Annotated in this window: 9 protein-coding genes; all 9 read right to left on the bottom strand. The window is 35.3% G+C overall.

The window, feature by feature from the left end; translation table 11 throughout:
• Window position 1: 1 nt before the first annotated feature.
• A complete protein-coding gene (locus tag OC533_RS12020; RefSeq protein WP_194323583.1) occupies window positions 2-4,312 on the bottom strand; it encodes a SpaA isopeptide-forming pilin-related protein in 4,311 nt (1,436 codons plus the stop codon).
• A 270-nt stretch (window positions 4,313-4,582) separates the two neighbouring features.
• Window positions 4,583-10,003: a SpaA isopeptide-forming pilin-related protein gene (locus OC533_RS12015; protein WP_194323582.1), complete on the bottom strand. Its 5,421-nt coding sequence runs from the start codon at window positions 10,001-10,003 to the stop codon at window positions 4,583-4,585.
• A 180-nt stretch (window positions 10,004-10,183) separates the two neighbouring features.
• Window positions 10,184-13,639: a MucBP domain-containing protein gene (locus tag OC533_RS12010; RefSeq protein WP_194323581.1), complete on the bottom strand. Its 3,456-nt coding sequence runs from the start codon at window positions 13,637-13,639 to the stop codon at window positions 10,184-10,186.
• Between the two features lie 192 nt (window positions 13,640-13,831).
• The gene (locus OC533_RS12005; protein WP_185543768.1) at window positions 13,832-14,308 is read right to left on the bottom strand and encodes a siphovirus Gp157 family protein; all 477 of its coding nucleotides are present in this window, start codon (window positions 14,306-14,308) and stop codon (window positions 13,832-13,834) included.
• A 60-nt stretch (window positions 14,309-14,368) separates the two neighbouring features.
• Window positions 14,369-15,109: a class B sortase gene (srtB, locus tag OC533_RS12000; protein WP_194323580.1), complete on the bottom strand. Its 741-nt coding sequence runs from the start codon at window positions 15,107-15,109 to the stop codon at window positions 14,369-14,371.
• A gap of 3 nt (window positions 15,110-15,112) precedes the next feature.
• Window positions 15,113-15,892 carry an ABC transporter ATP-binding protein gene (locus tag OC533_RS11995; protein ID WP_185482328.1) on the bottom strand — a complete coding sequence of 260 codons (780 nt, stop codon included), beginning with the start codon at window positions 15,890-15,892 and terminating at the stop codon, window positions 15,113-15,115.
• Window positions 15,873-16,862 (bottom strand): FecCD family ABC transporter permease, encoded by a 990-nt coding sequence (locus tag OC533_RS11990; protein WP_194323579.1) that lies wholly within the window; start codon window positions 16,860-16,862, stop codon window positions 15,873-15,875. Before OC533_RS11990 ends, OC533_RS11995 begins: the two co-directional genes overlap by 20 nt.
• Window positions 16,852-17,724, bottom strand: a complete 873-nt coding sequence (gene isdE, locus OC533_RS11985; RefSeq protein ID WP_194323578.1) for a heme ABC transporter substrate-binding protein IsdE — start codon at window positions 17,722-17,724, stop codon at window positions 16,852-16,854. Before isdE ends, OC533_RS11990 begins: the two co-directional genes overlap by 11 nt.
• A gap of 86 nt (window positions 17,725-17,810) precedes the next feature.
• Window positions 17,811-19,532, bottom strand: a complete 1,722-nt coding sequence (locus OC533_RS11980; protein WP_194323577.1) for an NEAT domain-containing protein — start codon at window positions 19,530-19,532, stop codon at window positions 17,811-17,813.
• Window positions 19,533-19,542 lie beyond the last annotated feature (10 nt).

Genomic DNA, 19,542 nt, shown 5'->3' with positions numbered 1-19,542 from the left:
GCTATTTTATTTGTTTAGGTTTTCTTAAGAAGAATACTCCAGCAACACTAACAAACAATCCAGTGAATAGCATTGTATAAGGGAACTCATCTCCTGTAGAAGGAAGTTTTCTCTTATTATTTGGTGATTTGTTGGTTGTTTTAATATTTTGTTTTATAGGTTTTGGCTCTGCTACTGTAGCTGATTCTGTTAGCTGTTCTGTTGGTTTTGATGGTTCAGTAGGTTCCACAGTAATCGGCATTGCCTTTTTCTCATAGACAAAGGTTATTTCTTGTGAAGTTTCTTTATACATACCTTTTTTGTTAGCGGGATCTTTAACCAATGTATGGCCAACGATTTCTTTAGCTTTCACACTGTATTCTTCACCAACATTTCCAGTATGCACTTCCTTGTCATTTAATTGATTGCCGTCTACATCTATAAAGTTAACTATAATTGTACCAATTTTTTTCTTGTTGGTTTTGCTTACTTTCTCTACTTCTGATTGGTTAAAATCAATTGTGAAATTAATTGGTGTCGCGTCTAATTGGTAACCAGTTGGCGCTTTGGTTTCAATTAACTTATAGTCACCGGGTGCTAAATCAGCTACACTAATTTCTCCATTATCGTCTGTTACGAGATTCTCACGGACTAGCGTTTCGTCCTCGTTTCGCAACTCAAATGTGGCGTCAGCTAGCTTGGCATTTGTTGCACTATCTTTTTTCGTTAGCACTACCGTGCCTGTTTTTGGTGTATTTGTTTTGCTTACTTTCGCTGCTTCTGACTGGTTAAAATCAATCGTGAAATTAACTGGTGTCGCGTCTAATTGGTAACCAGTTGGTGCTTTGGTTTCAATTAACTTATAGTCACCGGGTGCTAAATCGGTTATTTCTATATTACCGCTCGCATCTGTTGTTAGTTTTTCTTTTAGTTTTGACCCAGTGGCGTTTTGTAATTCAAACTCGGCATCTGCTAATACTTCATGTGATGCACTGTCCTTTTTCGTTAAAATAACATTGCCTTTTTTCATTGCATTCTTGATGGTTAAAAGAAGTTCCTCACCAGATGAACTTACAGTAATTTCTTTTCCTTCTTTGTATTCATCCCTAATGTTGTAACCTTCTGGTGCTTTGGTTTCAACTAATTTATACTTTCCAGATTGAATACCATCTAGTAAAATTTCACCTTCTGAATTAGTTGTTATTTCTTGTCCAGATTTTTCACCATCTAGTGTGTAAAGCTGAAATTTTGCGCCTTCTAATTTCTTCGTAGTATCGTCTTCATCCACTTTTGTGATTTTAATCGTACCAATCGTTGCAATACCTGATCCAGTTCCCACAGTAAAGACTGGTGATACTGCCACATTTCTCTTTTTAAAAAACATTGGGACATTACTAAAATCTTCTGCTTCTACCGTAGTTTCGTTAGAAATTGGTCCTGAAAGTAAACTTATTGTGCTGTAGTTTACTTTGATTGGCGCCATTGCAGTATAGTTTTTAAATTGAATGGTAAAGGTATTTCCTTCAAAAGTAATATCATAATTTTCTTCGTTTATCGGTTCGTTCGTTTTTGTATTAATTACTTGAAAACTATTTTTAATAAACTGAGCACCCGTATTTCCTTGTTCCAATCGATTGGTAATAACTGGATTAGACAGTGTTCTTTCTGGAGTAATATTCAAAAGTTCCATATTCCAATTCACTTTATTTCCAAATGTACTATCTATGTTTCCAGCTACCTTAATAACTTCATTTTGCAAAAAAGCAAACTCTTTCGTTTCGTATATTTGTTCATCTGCTCCATTATCTGAAACGATAGCTTTATTGTTTACCCACTGTGAGAAAAACCAATTATCTTTTGGTTTTGTTTTATATTTAACAAATACACGATTAGTATCTAAATTACCAAATTCTAAATGTATTTTATTGGCTGATGTGTCTATTTTGGTTGGATAATTAGCATCCCCAACTTGTGCTAAAGTCCCTTTTATCTCTAGAGGAATACTCAAGTCGGTCAGCTCGGATGAATTAACTACATTACGATACTGTAAAGATCCCTCTACAAAGGTTGTACCATCCAGAAATTCATCATCTAAAACCAATTTATTATATTTTTTCCCCATTGCATTGACAGATACAATCCAATTTATTTCACCAGTTGCCGGGTTCCATTTGCCGACCTTCCCACCGTTAGCTAAAATACTAGTTTCCGGTGTTGCTTCTGCCTTTATTGTTTCTGAATACTGGGTTAAACTACCGTCAAAATATGAAAACGAGGCTTTATTATTTAGCGTGTTTGCTCCATCAGTTAAATCAATTTTTGTTTTCATTTTCACAACAATTTTATTATCTGTTGTCGCATAGTTACCGATAAGTTTAATTTTAAAACCATCTGGCGTGACGTCTTTTTGGATGGTGAAGTCTCTACCTTCAGTTAATATGTTATAGCCTGAATCAGAAGGATAAGCGTACACACTGTAGCTGATTAAACTTTTTACACCTGTAGAAAACTCGTCAACGATATTAATATTTTGCATATTAATACCTTCCGAATTAACTGTAATAGTCCAATCCATTGTATTATTATAATAATCAATCTCTCCAGCTTCTTTTTTTAGTAAGTCTGGCTTGAAATCAAAGTTTTCTGTTGCTTTAACACCTTTTTCATCCGTTACTTCATTTTTAATTTTTCGTGGACTAAAATCGGTTAGTTTTGTAGAATACGTTACTTGATACGCTTTTTTATCTGTTTTCTTGTAGTTCATATTAAAACTACCGTTATCTGATATAGTCGAAACAGTCCAATCATTAGACGCATCCTCGCCTATTACTACTTCTCCTGATTCTTCATTAAAAGTGACTTGCTTGATTTTCAAAGAACCTGCGACATAACTAACATTATCGTCTGTTAATACATCTTTTAAAACCGTATCAGGTGTCAAATTTGCTAAATCATAATTAACATTAATTGTCCAATCAATACATTGAGTTACAGGGTTATAAACTGCTTTTTTAGTTAAATGATCATATGCTTTTATTGTTACTGAAATGGTCATACTTCCATTTGATAACATGCCAGAGCTTCCAACTGTTGTTGCTGAAGTCCCTAAAGTAGTCAAAGACGTATTTGTCTTATCAATGGAACGCTCATAGGTAACTTGATATCCTTTTGCTTTTAGACCTTCTTTTAATTTAATTGTTAATCCTGAAGGTGCATAAATCAATTCATAATCTGTACCCTCGGTAAGTAATTGCTTTGAGCCAATGAAAGTTCCTTTAGCACTAATATCTGTTGAGTAAACCTTAATACTACTTCTATTAATAATAGTTGAACCCCCATAAGCAGTGTCCGATAGTCTAAGTTCCCCTAACTCATTAGTTTCTTTTGTTAAATTAAATCTTGCGTCCACAGTAGCTTTATCCGGATTAAGTTTACTCGGCGTTGCTTCGAGTATTACCTGTGTAGCCTTGTCTACTTCAGGAATAATTTCTAACTGATAATTTGTATTACCACCCGCCGTATTAAACACTGCTTCCTGACTTGTTTTATCTGTCTCAGAGAAACTTTTTAGCGCCGTACTAAGCTCAATATCATAATTACCTTCTTGCACACCATCTTTCAAAAAAGTAATAGTTAATTCCCGAGTGCTTGCATTCAGATCCCATTTCGCTTCAGTTGAAGGCAAGAAATCTCCTGTTAAATTAGTCGTTCCAAAGTTGAATGTATCTGGTAAAACCGTTTTAAATGTATCTCCAGCTTTGTAGTTTTTCCCTGAGAAAGTAAAATTCATTTTCAGGACTACTGCTCCACCATTTTTTATACGGGTAGTCGCACTAAGTTCATTTCCAGTTCCATTTTCTACCTTTACTGCAGTAAAAATATTATCTGTTATAACTGCTTTCAGATTCCCTTTTTTAGAGGGCTGTTCTGTAACAGATGGAATTTTTTCTGCTTCGTTTTTGCTTGAAATAGAAGTTATAACCTCTTCTTTATCAGCTAAGGTGACGTTATAAGTTTGTTCGTCTAAAGTATACCCAGGGGCTGCCTTCTTTTCCTTAACAATATATTCTCCTTCTGAAAGTGAATGATCTACAATTGTCCCGTAATCTATTATAGAAACTTCTTTTGTTTCTCCAGTTTTTTTATTTTTAATTTCAAAAGAAGAACCATTGATTTTTTCTTTTGTATCTTTATCTTCTTTAATTATTTTAAGCGTTTTCACTTTTGTTTTTTCATCAACAATGGCTGCTAATACTGGCGAAACATTTTGAAAAACGAGTAAACCAATAATTGCAGCGATAAAAAAATTTCTCCATTTTACCATATATTTCATTAAGCTGTTTTCCTCCTATGCAAGCTACGTCTGTTGTATAAGACCTATGACTCGTTGAATTATAACAAAAGACGAGGAGTCGAAAATGTTCTTAAAGAACGAAAAAGTAAATTTATTATGTCTTTTTGGTGAACAAAAATAGTATACTTTTTATTAAAAATATACTTTTTCAATACTAAACCCTCTTTTTCTGCATTATAAGATGGAATTTTTTTCTATATATAATAGATAAAAAAGTCGCTATCCTGTTAAGAATAGCGACTACAATTATTAATCATTTACTTTTTTTGATTTTCTTAGTAAGAAAAGTCCAAGTGCACTAGCGAATAATCCTGTAATGATTAGATTAGCTAGTGAATTATCTCCTGTTGAAGGGAGACTTTGTGCTTTTTTCACTGTAGCTGGTTTTGAAGGGTTTACTGTTGGTTTTACTGGTTTTGTTGGTTTAGAAGGATTAATTGGTTTGGTAGGGTCGACAACGAGTGGTGATTTATTTTTCTCATATACAAAGGTTACTTTTTGATCTGCTTCTTTGTATAGGCCAACTTTATTCGTAGGGTCTTTCGTTAGTTTATAACCCGCGATAGATTTCGCTTTAGTTATATATTTCTCCCCGACTAAACCTGTATGAATCTCTTGTTCTGCTAATACATTTCCTTTTGTATCAACAAATTCAGCTATTACCTTGCCGCTTACAATAGTTTTAATATTTGTTTTAGTTACTTGAAGCACTTGATTTTGATTAAAATCGATTTTCACATCGACTGGAACGGTATCTAATTCATAACCTTTTGGTGCTTTTGTTTCAATTAATTGATAATCACCAGGAGCTAAATTAGTTATTTCCAGTTTACCAGAAGCATCTGTTGTTAGATTTTCTGTGACGTTATTATCTGCGTCTACTAATTTGAATGTTGCGTCTGCAAGAGGGACTTTTGTTTGCCCATCAGTTTTAGTTAACACAACAGATCCAGTAGACATTTTATTCGTTTTAGTCACTTGAACTGCATCTTTTTGGTTAAATTCAATGGTGAATTCAACTGGTGTTGCATCAAGTTCATAACCTGTTGGTGCTTTTGTTTCTACTAATTGGTAGTCGCCTGGTGCTAAGTTATCAATTTGCAACTGACCATTTGCTTCTGTCACTACTTTATCTTTCAAACTGACACCAAGTTTTGTTTGTAATTCGAACTCTGCCCCAGCTAAATTACTTTTTGATTTACTATCTAGTTTAGTAAGAACTACACTACCAGTTTTCGCAACATTTTCTTTCGTTACTTTGACTGCAGTTGCTTGGTTAAATTCGATAGTAAATGTAACTGGTGTAGCATCTAATTCGTAGCCTGTTGGTGCTTTTGTTTCTACAAACTTGTAATCGCCTGGTGCTAAATCAGCTACTTCTATCTCACCACTTGCATTCGTAGTAAGATTATCTTTTACTTTAGTTCCAGTAGCAGTTTGTAGTTCAAATTCCGCATCAGATAGCGCTGCTTTTGTTACGCTGTCTTGTTTTGTTAGAACTACGCTACCCGCTTTGGCGGTGTTTTCTTTTGTTACAACTGCTGCCTTGTCTTGGTTAAATTCAATGGTGAATTCGCTTGGGGTTGCATCTAATACATAGCCTGCCGCAGCTTTTGTTTCTACAAATTGATAATCCCCTGGTGCTAAATCGTTTACTTCGATTTTACCGTCAGCATCTGTTACTAAGTTTTCCGATACTTTTGTTCCGTCTGCTTTTTGTAATTCAAATTCAGCTCCGGCTATCGTAGCTTTTGTTACGCTATCTTGTTTTGTTAGAACTACGCTACCAGCTTTGGCTGTGTTTTCTTTTGTTACAACTGCTGCTTTATCTTGGTTAAATTCAATTGTGAATTCGCTTGGTGTTGAATCTAATACATAGCCTGCCGCAGCTTTTGTTTCTACAAATTGATAATCCCCTGGTGCTAAATCATTTACTTCGATTTTACCGTCAGCATCTGTTACTAAGTTTTCGGATACTTTAGTTCCGTCTGCTTTTTGTAATTCAAATTCTGCTCCGGCTATCGTAGCTTTTGTTGCGCTGTCTTGTTTTGTTAGAACTACGCTGCCAGCTTTGGCTGTGTTTTCTTTTGTTACAACTACTGCCGCTGTTTGGTTGAATTCCACCGTGAATTTCGTTGGTGTTGCATCAAGTACATAGCCTGTTGGTGCTTTCGTTTCTACAAATTGATAATCCCCTGGTGCTAAATCGTTTACTTCGATTTTACCGTCTGCGTCTGTTACTAAGTTTTCGGATACTTTAGTTCCGTCTGCTGTTTGCAATTCGAATTCTGCGCCAGAGATAGCATCTTTTGTTGCACTATCTTCTTTTTGCAGAACCGCGCTACCAGTTTGTTCTGTGTTTTCAATTGTAACGCTCGTCGCTACATCAGCAGTAATCGTGATTTCTTTACCATCTTTGTATTCATCACTAATTGTATATCCTGTTGGCGCTGCTGTTTCAACTAGTTTATATTTTCCTGATTGAAGGCCGTCCATGACGATTTTCCCTTCTGAATCAGTTGTTGCTTCTTGCCCAGCTTTATCTCCTTCAGGCGTGTAAAGTTGGAATTTAGCTCCTGTTAGTTTTTTCGTATTATCTTTTTTATCAACTTTGGTAATTTCAAGTGAACCAATTGTCGCCGTCCCGCTGCCACTACCAATGGTGAAGGCTGGAGAAATATTCGTTGTTCTAGATTTGTATGACATTGGGAGACTACCATAGTCAGGTGATGCTGTTGTAGCCGTGTTACTAATCAAACCTGACATCAAACTAACTGTACTATAGGTTACTTTGATTGGGTCTGTTGCTTTGTAATCTTTAAACTGGATGGTGAAATCTTTATCTGTAAACGTTATATCATAGTATTTTGAGTCAATATCGTCCCCAGTTGTTTCATTAATTACTCTAAAACTACTTTTTACAACTTGCGCTCCTGTTGTTCCGTTTTTCATCGTATCAGTAATTGTTGGGTTATTAATAGGACGATCTTTTGAAATATTATTAAGTGTTACAGTCCAGTTAACTTTATTATTATAAGTTGAATCAATGGAAGCTGTTTTTGTCATCGCATTGAAAACTTTACTCGCATAGGCTTGATAAGAATATGTGTGCTTATCTGTACCATTATCAGTAACTTCTGCTATATTCGTCACATATTTATAGAAATACCAATTTTCATCTGGTTTTGTACTATATTTAATAAATACACGAGTGTTGTCTAAATTGGCAAATTCTAAATGTATTTTATTGCCAGTTGTATCTACTTTGGTTGGATAATTTTTATCCCCTGCTTTGGCCAATGTCCCAGTAGAATTAAGTGGAATTTGTAAACTCATCATTTCAGTTGATGACTCCACATTACGATATTGTAAAGAGCCTTCTACATATGTTAATCCAGTCGGGATTGTGTCATCAAAAATCAAGTTATCGTAGCTTTTCGCCATCGCATTTGCAGAAACAATCCAATCTATATTTCCTGTTGTTGAATTGTACGCACCGTATTTCCCACCATTTGTCATCATTTTCGCATCTGGTGTAGCTGAAGCAGTTATTTCTTCCACATATTTGATAGTTCCCCCATCATAGTAAGATATAAACGCTTTATTATCAATCGTCTTCGTCACATCAGACAAATCAATATTAGTAACAATATCTACTACAATTTTTTTATCTGTAGAAGCATAATCACCAATTAATTGTATATAAAACCCTGCTGGAGTGACATTCTCATTAATAGTAAAGTCTTTTCCTTCTGTTAATACTACGCTAGTGAAATTATCTGTATAAGCACGAACAGTATAGCTTTTCAGGCTTTTTATACCTGTAGAAAATTTATCTGTAATGTTGAGGTTATCCATTTTAATTTTGTCTGAGTTAGCAGTGATTTTCCAACTCATTGTATTATTGAAGTAATCAATGCTTCCTGCTTCTTTTTTCAGCAAATCAGGTTGAATAGCAATGGTTGCATCAGCTGAAACGCCATTTTCATCCGTAATTTCATTTTTAATTTTACGATCTTTAAAATCAGTTATTTTAGTAGAATAAGTGATTTGATATGCGTTTGTATTAGTGTTTTTATACGTTAAATTAAAATTCCCATTATTTGAGATTGTTGATGTTGTCCAGTCGCTTGATGCATCACTACCAATAATTGGCACACCAGTTGTCGTATTAAATGTTACGCGTTTGATTTTGAGTGAATCTGCAACATACTCTACATCATTATCTGCTAACACATCGGTAAGTACAGTAGTAGGAGAAATTTCATCTTGGTCATAGTTGAAATTAATTACCCAATCAATACTTTGTGTCGTACCATTATAAGTAGCTTTTTTCTCCAAATGTTTGTAATTGGTCATCGCTAAATAGACATAAGAAGAATTAGTTGATAGTATACCAGAATCTCCAACCGTGTAAGCTTGGGTAGACATGTACGAAAGTGAATCACTTGGTTTATTGATTGTGCGGTCATATGTTACTTGGTAGCCTTTCCCAGCAAGCCCACCATTAAGCGAAACTACTAAAGCTGTCGAAGAATATGTCAATGTATAATCTGTGCCTTCTACAAGTAATTTTTTCGTACCAATGAAGGTTCCCCCAGCACTAACATCACTCGAATATACTTTGATGCTATCTTTATCAATAGTTGTTGTTCCACCGGAAGCATAGTCTGTAAGTTTCAACTCACCTTTAGCATCTTTTTCTTTGGTTAAGTTGAACTTGGCATCCACTTGACCTTTTGTCGGATTTACTACCCCTGGATTCGCCGTAATTCCTACAGTTGTTGGGTAGTTAACTACTGGTACAACTTCGATTTGATAAATAGTATCTTTACCTGCTGTTTTGAATACCACTTCTTGTATCGTTTCTTCTGTTGAGGTAAATACTTTGAAAGCCGTACTGATATTCACATCATAATCGCCTTCTTGAATACCATCTTTTAAGAAAGTAATCGTAAGTTCACGCGTTGTAACGTCAAGCGTCCATTCTGCTTCTGTGGAAGGTAAGAAGTTCCCACTTAGGTTTTTATTCCCAAAGTTGAAAGCATCTGGTAAAACGGTTGTAAACGTATCCCCCGCTTTGTAATTTTTTCCAGAGAATGCAAAATTCATGTTAAGCACAACACCGCTACCATTTTGAATCCGGTCTGAAGTGTTGATTTCATCGCCATTTCCGTCTTTAAGCGTTACTTTGTTGAAAATATTGTCCGTAATAGCTGCTTTTAGATTTGCATTTTGTGTTGATTTTTTAACCGGTGTTGGCGTTGCCGCTTCTTTCGTTGTTTCTTCTTGCACTTTTGCTGAAACCGAAGTAATCACTTCTTCTTTTTCTGCTAAAGTTACACTATATTCCTTTTCATCTAGTGTGTAGCCTTTTGGTGCAACTTTTTCTTTAACAAGATAGTCACCAGGTAAAAGAGAATCCATAGTCGCTTCACCATTTGCACTGATTGTTAAATCGTTTGTTTCACCCGTTTCTTTATTCTTGATCTCAAAGGTAGAACCATTGATTTTTTCTTTTGTATCTTTATCTTCTTTGATTATTTTTAATGTTGTTTTTGCTGTTTCATCGTCTGTCATTGTAGCTAGTACAGGTGAAACATTTTGGAATACTAGTAATCCAATAACCATTGCAATAACTAGTTTTTTCCATTGTCTGATATTTTTCACTGCGTTTTGTCCTCCTATAATCTATTTCTAACTGTTGTTAAATCCCTTATAGACTTGTTGAATTGTAACAAACAAATGCACCCAATAATCACTTTTTGCGAAAATATAAAATAATATGTGTCTTTTTAGTGAACAAAACTAATCATAAACACCTAAAAAACGTTTAAAACACTGGTGAAATCATTTTTTCTTCATAATCACAAAAGTGCTTGATAGCAATAGCATTCCAAGAATAAACCATAAATTAGTTTTCTTAGAATCTCCCGTTTGTGGTAGTTTTGCCGATTTTTCCACGTTGTCAGCCCCTTTATTAGAGGATATTGAAAACGTGCTGGCTTTTTCATACACATACGTTACTCTTTGTGAGGTGTTCGAAAATTTCCCCGATGCATTTTTAGGTGTTTGATACAATTTATATCCCGAGATTTTTTTTGCTGAAGTTCGATAACTTGAATTTAATTTTCCAGTTAAAACAATCGAATCAGCTATTTTTTCACCATTTTTATCGACATAATCGACAATGATGTTTCCGGCTGTCACTTTTTGATAAACAAAAGTAACTGTCTGTGCTTTTTCGTTAAATGTTCCACTTACATTCGCGGGTGTTTTTACAAGGGTGTAGTTAGTAATTTTCTTCTGTTTTGCAGTGAATTTTTCTCCGTAAGCTCCTGTTAGTGTTTCTGGGCTGGCAATTTGTTTGTGGTTTTGATCAACATATTGCACCGTAACTGGCGCAACACTATCATCTAAAGCCACTCCTACTTGGGCCGGCTCAATTACTTGAGAATTATTTACAGCAACAGCAAAAGAATTCCATGCAGCTCGGTCTTCTTTTTTTGTTTGCTGATTTAAAAGTTCCTTATCTATTTGGTTTTTCTTTGGTGTTTTTAAATCAAATTGAATTTTCATGGAGTTCCCAGGAATCCACTCAATACCTTCTTTTAGCTCCATTTTAAAAGAGTGAATTTTAGACCAATCTTGTACTTCTGAAGCGGTTAACCAATCTGCTTCTGTTGCTTCTCGGTTATCAACTAGAGGTTCTGAACCAGTTGGATAAATCGTGTGCTTATCGAGAACGCCCGCACGTTTAGGGTTTTTGGCAGTACTATATTTTACTTCAACCTTATCTTTCCATTCATTTGGAATTGCTACTGCTTTCGTTAGCTCCAAATTGAATTTACTACCACGTTCGCTGTTATCTGTAATTCCTAAATCTTTTTCACTTGGTAAAACATCCATTAATACCATGTTGGCTATTTTTTCGTCTGAATCATTTTCTAGTAATAATTGATACGATACGATGGAATTTGTTGTAGCATTTGCCAATCCGCTGTACCCTTTATCGAGATTACCCTTAGCTTTTTTACTAATTTTCAAATGATTACTCGTATTTAAAATGTAATGGTTTCCTGATGTGATTCTAGACTCTTCCGAATTGCCATTTTGATTAATGTCATTTGAGTCGATTTCCATTTTTGTATCAGAAATGGTTGGAGTTCCTGTCACTTCTGGCACATTAAAATCTGTATCCTGCAAGAACCCAAACATTTCAACAGACATATTACTTGGTGTGTCTTTTGATACGTTCACATTAATTTTTGCTGTTAATTTTTCTGCTGGTAAAAGCGTCTTTTTGTCCCATTTGACTTTTAGTAATTGGCGTCCTGAATTTTGGTAATTACTATTTAACACGCTAACATTAAAGCCTTGTTGATCCGTGTTTTTCATTTTTACGCCAGAAGGTAAAAGAACCATCGCTTCAAAAGGACCTGTTAACCTTGAAATAGAAGCTTTATTGCTTTCTAAATTAACTGAAACTGAATTATCGCCCACGTTAATCAAATTTCCATCGGTATCATCAAATGCCACCGATCCTTGTACAAATTTATTTTTCCCAATTGGTTGCGGTATGATTTGAGCCGTCCGGTCTCCAGCATATTTTTGCCAATTTTCCGGCCAAGGATTTGTATCATCGAAGTAATGGATATAACCTTGACTATCTGCGCCGTACATATTAATTTTCGTGGTATTTCTAACTTCTCCCACATAGCCTTCTTTGACTGTTGTAAAGAAAGATAAATCTGCGCTGTACATGCCAGCTGGTGCATATGTGAAATGAAGCCATACTTTACTCACATGTTTATCATCTGGAATTCCAAGATCTTTTCTTGAATACATTTTGCTCAGCTCTATATCTTCTTTTAACGTAGTCCAGTCATTATCACCATCATATTTTACGAGTAAATTATATTTAGGTGATTTTTTCAGCTGCGGCCAACCAGGATAATTAACATTTGGTTTAAAATAAAAATCGCCACTTCGGAAATAATCCAGATTTAAATTATCATCAATATTGTAGTAAACATCATAGTAGATGAAGTCATAGGAAGGTGAGTCATTCATTGCCGAATTTAGCATCAAACTAAAACCTAATTTCGCACTATCATATGCTTTTATATCTGGATTTCCAGTCACAGTAGCAATTCCCCAATTTTCATCGACTGGCCCTCTGTGTGCTGGAGCATAAACACTCCCGATAGTCGGCGGAATTGTCGCTGGATCGCTTGCAGAAACTGAAACTGATGCTTTTGAAGTATCCACAATGCTATCAGTTAAAGTAATAAAGTTCGTTGTTGCAACCGCTTTGTTTTCTACAGTCGAAAAATTCGGTATGCTTGTTTGAAAGAACGTTCTAATTTGGAAAGTCTTATTAAGTAAACTAGTTGCTTTTTCTTGTTCCAAATATGTAGGTGCTGCAATTTCCCAAGTTAGTTTTTGTCCTTCGATTTTTGTTGGCTCCGGTGTATCCCCTGCTACTCCCAAATAATCTAGCTTATCCGCTAACGTATATTCAATAATAATTTTCTTTCCTTCTTCAATAAAAAGGCTCCCTGTAGACTTTTTCGGTATATTTAAGTTGAAAGACCAAATCCCAATATCTCCTTGGCTTGGATTATTATTGATACTATTTTCCACTTTCGTAAATTCATTTGACAAAGCTGTTGTGGCTGTTGCATTCACGGTTGTTTCAGCTTGCTCCGTTACTTTTTCTGATAAATTATCCGCGCTAAATTCCCCTGTTACTTCTAATTTCGTTCCATTTGGCGTATAACCATTTTTCGTAGACAGCTTGAGAATGACTTTATCAACCACACCACTATTTAGTGTTTGATATTTGTATACAAGCTGACGAGTTGTTTTGTTATAACTTGGTGCTACTCCGGCAATCTTAAGTTCACTTAATGATTGAGTGAATTCCCCATTTTTCGGTAAATTGATTACCAATTTAGCATTTTTATAACTTGTGTTTGGTCCAGTTATTTTTAAATAGATGTTATAGTTCACTGTCTGACCAGACTCAATCACGTCTTTTTGAGAATTAATACTAAAGTCCCCAGAATAATTCCCAGTTGGAAATGATTTTGTGCTTATTGGTTCATTTACTGTCGTTTCTTTCAAAGGCTCTGTTGTAGTTTCATTTGAAGTCGTTTCCTGCGTAACCTTTTCTTCCGTAGCTGCTTCCCCTACGTTCGTTTCAACTCCTTCTTTGTCTTCTGCCCAAACAGAAAATGGAAGAAGTGACACTATAAGCAAAGTACAAATTAATATAGTTACTAATTTTTTCAAACGATTCACATCCGCTCCTCCTTTGTTTACTTAACATTAATTATTTCATAGGAGGAAACCGCGAAATGTTCCCAAGATGCAAAAAAAGGGACAGTTTGTTACAAAAATGTGAACTATCTTACGTTTTTACTTATTTAAATAGTTATTATTAACAAAAACAACCAAAATCATTAAAAACTTTAACGATTTTGGTTGTTTTATTTATCTTATTCGAATCGATTCGCTTTCTACTAATCTAGCACCTTCTACTTCTTCACCAGATTTTAGTATTTCTGCAATTCGCTTTTTATCAATTTTAGGTTCTTGTAGTAAAAAGAACGGTTTTAGCAAAGCTTCATCCACAATTTCGACACTCGCTGGATTCTTCTGTATTTGAATCGTGAAAAGTGTGCTATTTATTTTTCTAATTTCCATTCGTTCCATTTCTGTTTGTAAATAGTTTTTTAATTTCTGAACATTATTTTCTAATGCTTGTTTTCGTTTTAAAAGCCGTTTTGCTTCTTTTCCTGCCATTTCGGCATCTGCTGCTAATGATTTAATTATTTTAACGATATTTTCTGCTTTATCATGAAAACCATCTGTGAGCGCATCTAACGTATCTTCCACAGCCTCGGTTTTATTTTCTTCCAAAAGTTCTTGCACCCGTAAATAATTATCGGTTAATTGATATAATTTCATCGTTCGCACCCTTTCAAAAAAATAAAAAAGCCCCAAAAATCATCCTATTTTGGCGCTTTCTCATTTTGCTACTAGTTTTCCTTGAATAACCATGCGTCCTTTTTCATAATCTTTTGCAGTATCGCAAGTAGAAAGTGTAATAATTCGGTCCTTGCCGCTTACTTTGACATCTGATTGATAAATAGATTGTTGCTTCACTTTTTGCAGATAATTGTCAAAGTCTTTTGGTTCTGGAAATTCCGTTTCAATATAATAGAAATCAGTCGTCGTTTCATACACAGCAAAAATTTCTACTTCATAATTCGCAAGGCCTGATTCATACGAAAATGTTGGATGTGCCGTCAAGAAATCTTTGTCCAAATATTTTCGTAAATCCGCAAACATCGAGCCATCCTTCATATTATGCCCGTAAATAATCGTATTCTTGTCCAAAAACTCATTCGTATTCCGATAATCTTTAAAAATACTTCCCGCTCTTGCTTTTTCATTTTTGTAATTATGATGCAAATAATAGTCATTGTCCGTACTTTGCAAAATCGGGTAATCAATTTCTGTATCAGCAATCGTTAGCCAACCAGCCATATCCTTGTTCAATTTTTTCAAAGCTTTAAGTTCATCTCTCACTTCGCCGTTCACATTAGTCGTAGTCACTTCTTTCGTGTAGACTGCCTTCGCATCATCTAAAATTGTACGGTTATGGTTATTTTCATAAAGTTCTGCACCGATTTTCCAACCAGAAAAAAGAAACACAGCTAATACAACTAAAGTCAGGCTTTTCCCCAAAAACGACTTCATTTTCACGTTCTAAAACTCCTTTCGCTTCTGAGGAACAATGTATTTCCCTGTTTTCGCGTCACAAAGCACCTCTGCAACAACTCCATACGTTTCTGCTATTAGCTCTGTTGTTAGTAAAGTCTCAGGATTCCCTTTCGCTACCACTTCTCCGTTTTTCATAACAACTAAATGATCGCTATACGTAAGCGCTTGGTTCAAATCATGTAAAATCATAACAATAGTCAAATTTCCCTCTTGATTCAAACGCTTTACCAACTCTAAAATCTCCAATTGAAAGTACATATCAAGAAATGTCGTCGGCTCATCCAAAAGCAAAATAGGCGTATCTTGCGCTAAAGCAGTCGCAATGAAAACACGTTGGCGTTCCCCACCAGACAAACTATCAACAAATTTCTCTGCTTTTTCACTTAGCTCCGTTTGCTTCAAAGCTTTTTCTACAGCTAAGTCATCCGCTTTTGTTCGTGTCATTCGCCAATTTTTATAAGGTAGCCGTCCAAAATAAAGCAATTCTTTGACCGTCAATTCACTCGGAAGAATATTATTTTGATGAACAATTGCTACGTTTTGCGCAAATTCTTTCGCTTTCCATTCAAAAATCGATTTTCCTTCTAATAAAACTTCACCAGAATTAGGAGAAAGAAGTCTAGCCAAAATTTCTAACAAAGTAGATTTCCCACTACCATTTGGCCCAACAATCGTATTGATTTTATTTTTTTGGATAGTAAATGAGACATTTTTCAAAATCGCATCTGTTCCATTATAACTAAAACTAACGTCCCTTACTTCCATAAAATTCACCCTTTCGCATTAAAAAGATTAAGAATGGACCGCCGATAATGAGCATAATCACTGAAGCTGGAATTTCCATTTGTTGAAATAACGTTCTGCCAAGTGTATCAGCAAATAATAGCAATAAAGCGCCAAATAAAATCGAGAATGGAACTAAAACTTGATAATTTCCACCAACTAATTTTCTAGCAATATGAGGTACGAGTAAACCTACAAACGCTATAACACCGACGACTGCTGTTGTAATTGAAGCAAGTAGGACAGCAATCAGCGCAAGCCATATCCTCGTTTTATTAACTGGAACGCCAAAACCTCTAGCCATTTTATTCTCAAGACCTAATACATTACACCATTTAGCAAGTACCAGCGCGCAAATAAGCCCAATCGTTACATAGATTACCAATGTCTCAACATCAGACCATTTTTTCATTGCAAGGCTAGCTGCACTGCTCGCAGATTGGCTAGAAACAAGGGCTACTTGAGATGATAACGCATCACTCAACCCCGTAAAAACCGCGTTAATTGCAATACCTATTATAATGAAGCGAAGTGGATTAAAATCAGAACGATAACTAAATAAAAAGACTAAAAAACAAGCAAGAGCCCCACCAATAAAAGAAAAAAGTGGCAACCAAAAATACAATTCCGGTAAAAATAAAATGATAACAAAACTAAAAAACTTCGCCCCCGCTGAAATACCAATCACACCAGCATCAGCAAGTGGATTTCTCATCACAGCTTGAAGTAACAAGCCAGAAACCGAAAGCGCCGCCCCAGCGAGCAAGGCAATAATAATCCGCGGAAAACGCAAATCAATTACAACATCCACCATCTCATTTCCACCACTAAAAAGGCCTCTTAAAAAAGTCGGAATAGACATCTGCAAACTTCCCGCCTGAACAGCCCATAAAATTGTCCCAAAGAGCAAAACAACAACTGCACCAAAATAGCTTTTTTGTTTAATTGTCATAAAGCATCTTTTCCATTTCGCGCAGTGCTTCTGGAGCGTTTAAACTAGCCGTCATTCCAAATAAATTTTCATCCAAGTCATATACACGATTATTTTTCACAGCATCAAAATGTTTCCAAATATCATTTGTTTTAAATTCCTCATCGAACATTTTTACTACTTCTGCGGGCATACCATGTGCAGCTCGTAAAATAATATCTGGATTAGCGCTTTGTAAGTATTCTGTATTAGAAGCCAAGTATTCTACCTTTTGGTTCGTAATCACATTTTCTCCACCAGCAAGTTTGACCAAGTCGCCAATATAAGCATTTTCAGTTACAACTAAATAACTTCCCGGAACGCCCATAAGTATTAATACTGTCGGCTTTTTCTTTTTAGCTACATTCGCCTTCACCTTGTCAATCTCACTTGTTAAATTGTTATTTAGTTTACTCGCTTCCTTGGTGCGATCAAATTCTGTACCAAGTTTCTTAATTTCAGCCTGCATAGAATCAATACTTGTAAAATCTAAAAAGTCCGCGTTTAAATTGGCCCCCTCAAAACCCGCTTTTAAGTCGGCTTCTAGCGTTTTTGTGGAAAGAACCATATCTGGCTTTAACATCCGAATAACTTCTAAATCCGGCCCCATAGGCGACCCAGTTTCCTTTACATCAGCATATCGTTCCGGAAGTTTTTTAGAACTAGTTGGAATTCCAACAAGCGGCAAGTCCAGTTTATCCATAATTTCCGTAATTGCTACAGTAGTCGCGACAATTTTGGGATTATTCTCCGGTTTTTGTTCGGACTTTTGAACCGCTTCTTCATTCCCGCAACCAACTAAAAAAAGTAATAACGCCAATAATAGGACAGCTATTTTTTTCATCACTTATTCCCCCATTTATAAAATAAAATCGGTAAAGCGAGTTAAGCAAAGGATAACCCCAACCTAACTCGCTTTTACCAGTTTTATTAACTCAATCTTTTACGTTTTAATCGATATGCTAAATAAAGGAAGGAAGCTCCAAATAATGTAATGTACCATGCCATACTCGATGAATCACTAGTTTTCGCATTTTTTTCAGCTTTGTTATTTGTTGTCGCTGTTTTTTGAACTGAATTTGTATCATCAAAATCTGGTTTTGCTAATTTTGGTCCAGCATTATTATTATTCGCTAAATTGCTAGTATTCAGGTCATCATTTTTCACAGGTTCTTGTAACGTTACATCCTTCCCTGTAATATCTTTGATTGATGCAGGATCTAATTTAACTTGAACAGTATATTCATGGTCATAAGAGAAACCTGGCATATTTTCAATTAATACATGCGTTTTTACATCCGTATTAGCCGTACCATCTTTCACAGGATATTTTACAGTTCTGGTATTTTTGTTAATATCACCAGAAACAACTTCCATATCCTTCCAAACGCCATTTTGTTTATACTGGAAAGTCTTAATCCAACTACTATTTGTTAAAGTTAAATAAACATATGGTTGATTATTTTCTACTTTGATTATAGCTGGTTTCATCACGTAACTTTCCATCATGGAAGTTTCATTAGTTCCATCTTTAAAAACATCAAAATCTATCGAGTACGTATGATTGTTTAGTAAATTTTTAGGGTCAACTACTACTGGTTTGCTTGGTGTCGTAGGCGGTGTTGTCACTGGAGGATTAGTAGTGCCTGGATCTGGGTCTGGTTTCGTTACTGGTGGATTTGTTTCACCTGGATCTACTGGAGGTGTTACATCACTACCCGGGTAAGAACTCGCCGCTTGTGCTTTCGTTGTATCAAAAACATATCGGAAATCAGCTTGCCCTTTATATACAGAACCATTGAATGGTGCTTCATAATTTACATGAGCCGCAAGTGGTTGATTTAAGTCCTCCACTTCAAATTCAACAATTCGTGTGTTAGCGTCTTTATCTTCTGAAACCACTTTTACATCTTGCAAAGCTCCAGAAATTTGTGTTTTTAAAGCTGTTACTGTTTTATTATCATTAACTGTCATTGCAACAGTTTTCTTACCATTTTTCACTTTCAACCATGCAGGATTATCAAAATAATTTTGCATACTTGAATTACTGTCATCATTTGCTTTTTTCGCTACAAACGGAATCGTATAAATTCCATCTGCCAGAGTTACCGGTGTAGTAACAGCCGGTTCAGAAATAACTTTGAACGTACTCGGATCAATTGTTAAGTCCACTTGATACCAATGATCGTAACTAATTGCATCTACTTTAATGTGCATATAAGAATAAATAATATCATCTAAAGAACTAAGCTTGAATTTCTCTACACGTGTATTATTCGCTGCATCCGTACTAACAGTTTGAACATCTTGGTAGCTATCTTGATAAACTTCTGCTTGTGCTGGTTTTGCAGGACGAGTTCCATCTTTTGAAACCGCCATTGTTTGCCAATAGTTACTGTTTGTAATAGTTAAGTACATATATGGTTGATCATTTTCAACTTTAATTGTAGCAGTATGGTCAATATATTTATCCGCTTCTGAAGATTCTTTCGTTGTCTTACCAGTGTTATCTTTATAAAAATTCACTTGAACCTGATACTCCCCGCCATCTTTTAAACGAGAATCAGCCGCACTGGCAAATCCAGGTATCAATTGAAAAATAAGTGTCAAAGCTAAAAATGCTACTAAACCTTTTTTCCATAATTTCTTCATAATAATCCCC

The sequence above is a fragment of the Listeria sp. Marseille-Q6474 genome, from assembly GCF_946902005.1.
GTDB lineage: Bacteria > Bacillota > Bacilli > Lactobacillales > Listeriaceae > Listeria > Listeria innocua.
This window is presented reverse-complemented; position numbering and strand designations above follow the sequence as displayed.

Bases quoted from the DNA above. Each gene is read 5' to 3' on its own strand.
- OC533_RS12020 (WP_194323583.1), bottom strand. From the start codon at position 4,312: ATGAAATATATGGTAAAATGGAGAAATTTTTTTATCGCTGCAATTATT.
- OC533_RS12005 (WP_185543768.1), bottom strand. From the start codon at position 14,308: ATGAAATTATATCAATTAACCGATAATTATTTACGGGTGCAAGAACTT.
- OC533_RS11995 (WP_185482328.1), bottom strand. From the start codon at position 15,892: ATGGAAGTAAGGGACGTTAGTTTTAGTTATAATGGAACAGATGCGATT.
- OC533_RS11990 (WP_194323579.1), bottom strand. From the start codon at position 16,862: ATGACAATTAAACAAAAAAGCTATTTTGGTGCAGTTGTTGTTTTGCTC.
- isdE (WP_194323578.1), bottom strand. From the start codon at position 17,724: ATGAAAAAAATAGCTGTCCTATTATTGGCGTTATTACTTTTTTTAGTT.
- OC533_RS11980 (WP_194323577.1), bottom strand. From the start codon at position 19,532: ATGAAGAAATTATGGAAAAAAGGTTTAGTAGCATTTTTAGCTTTGACA.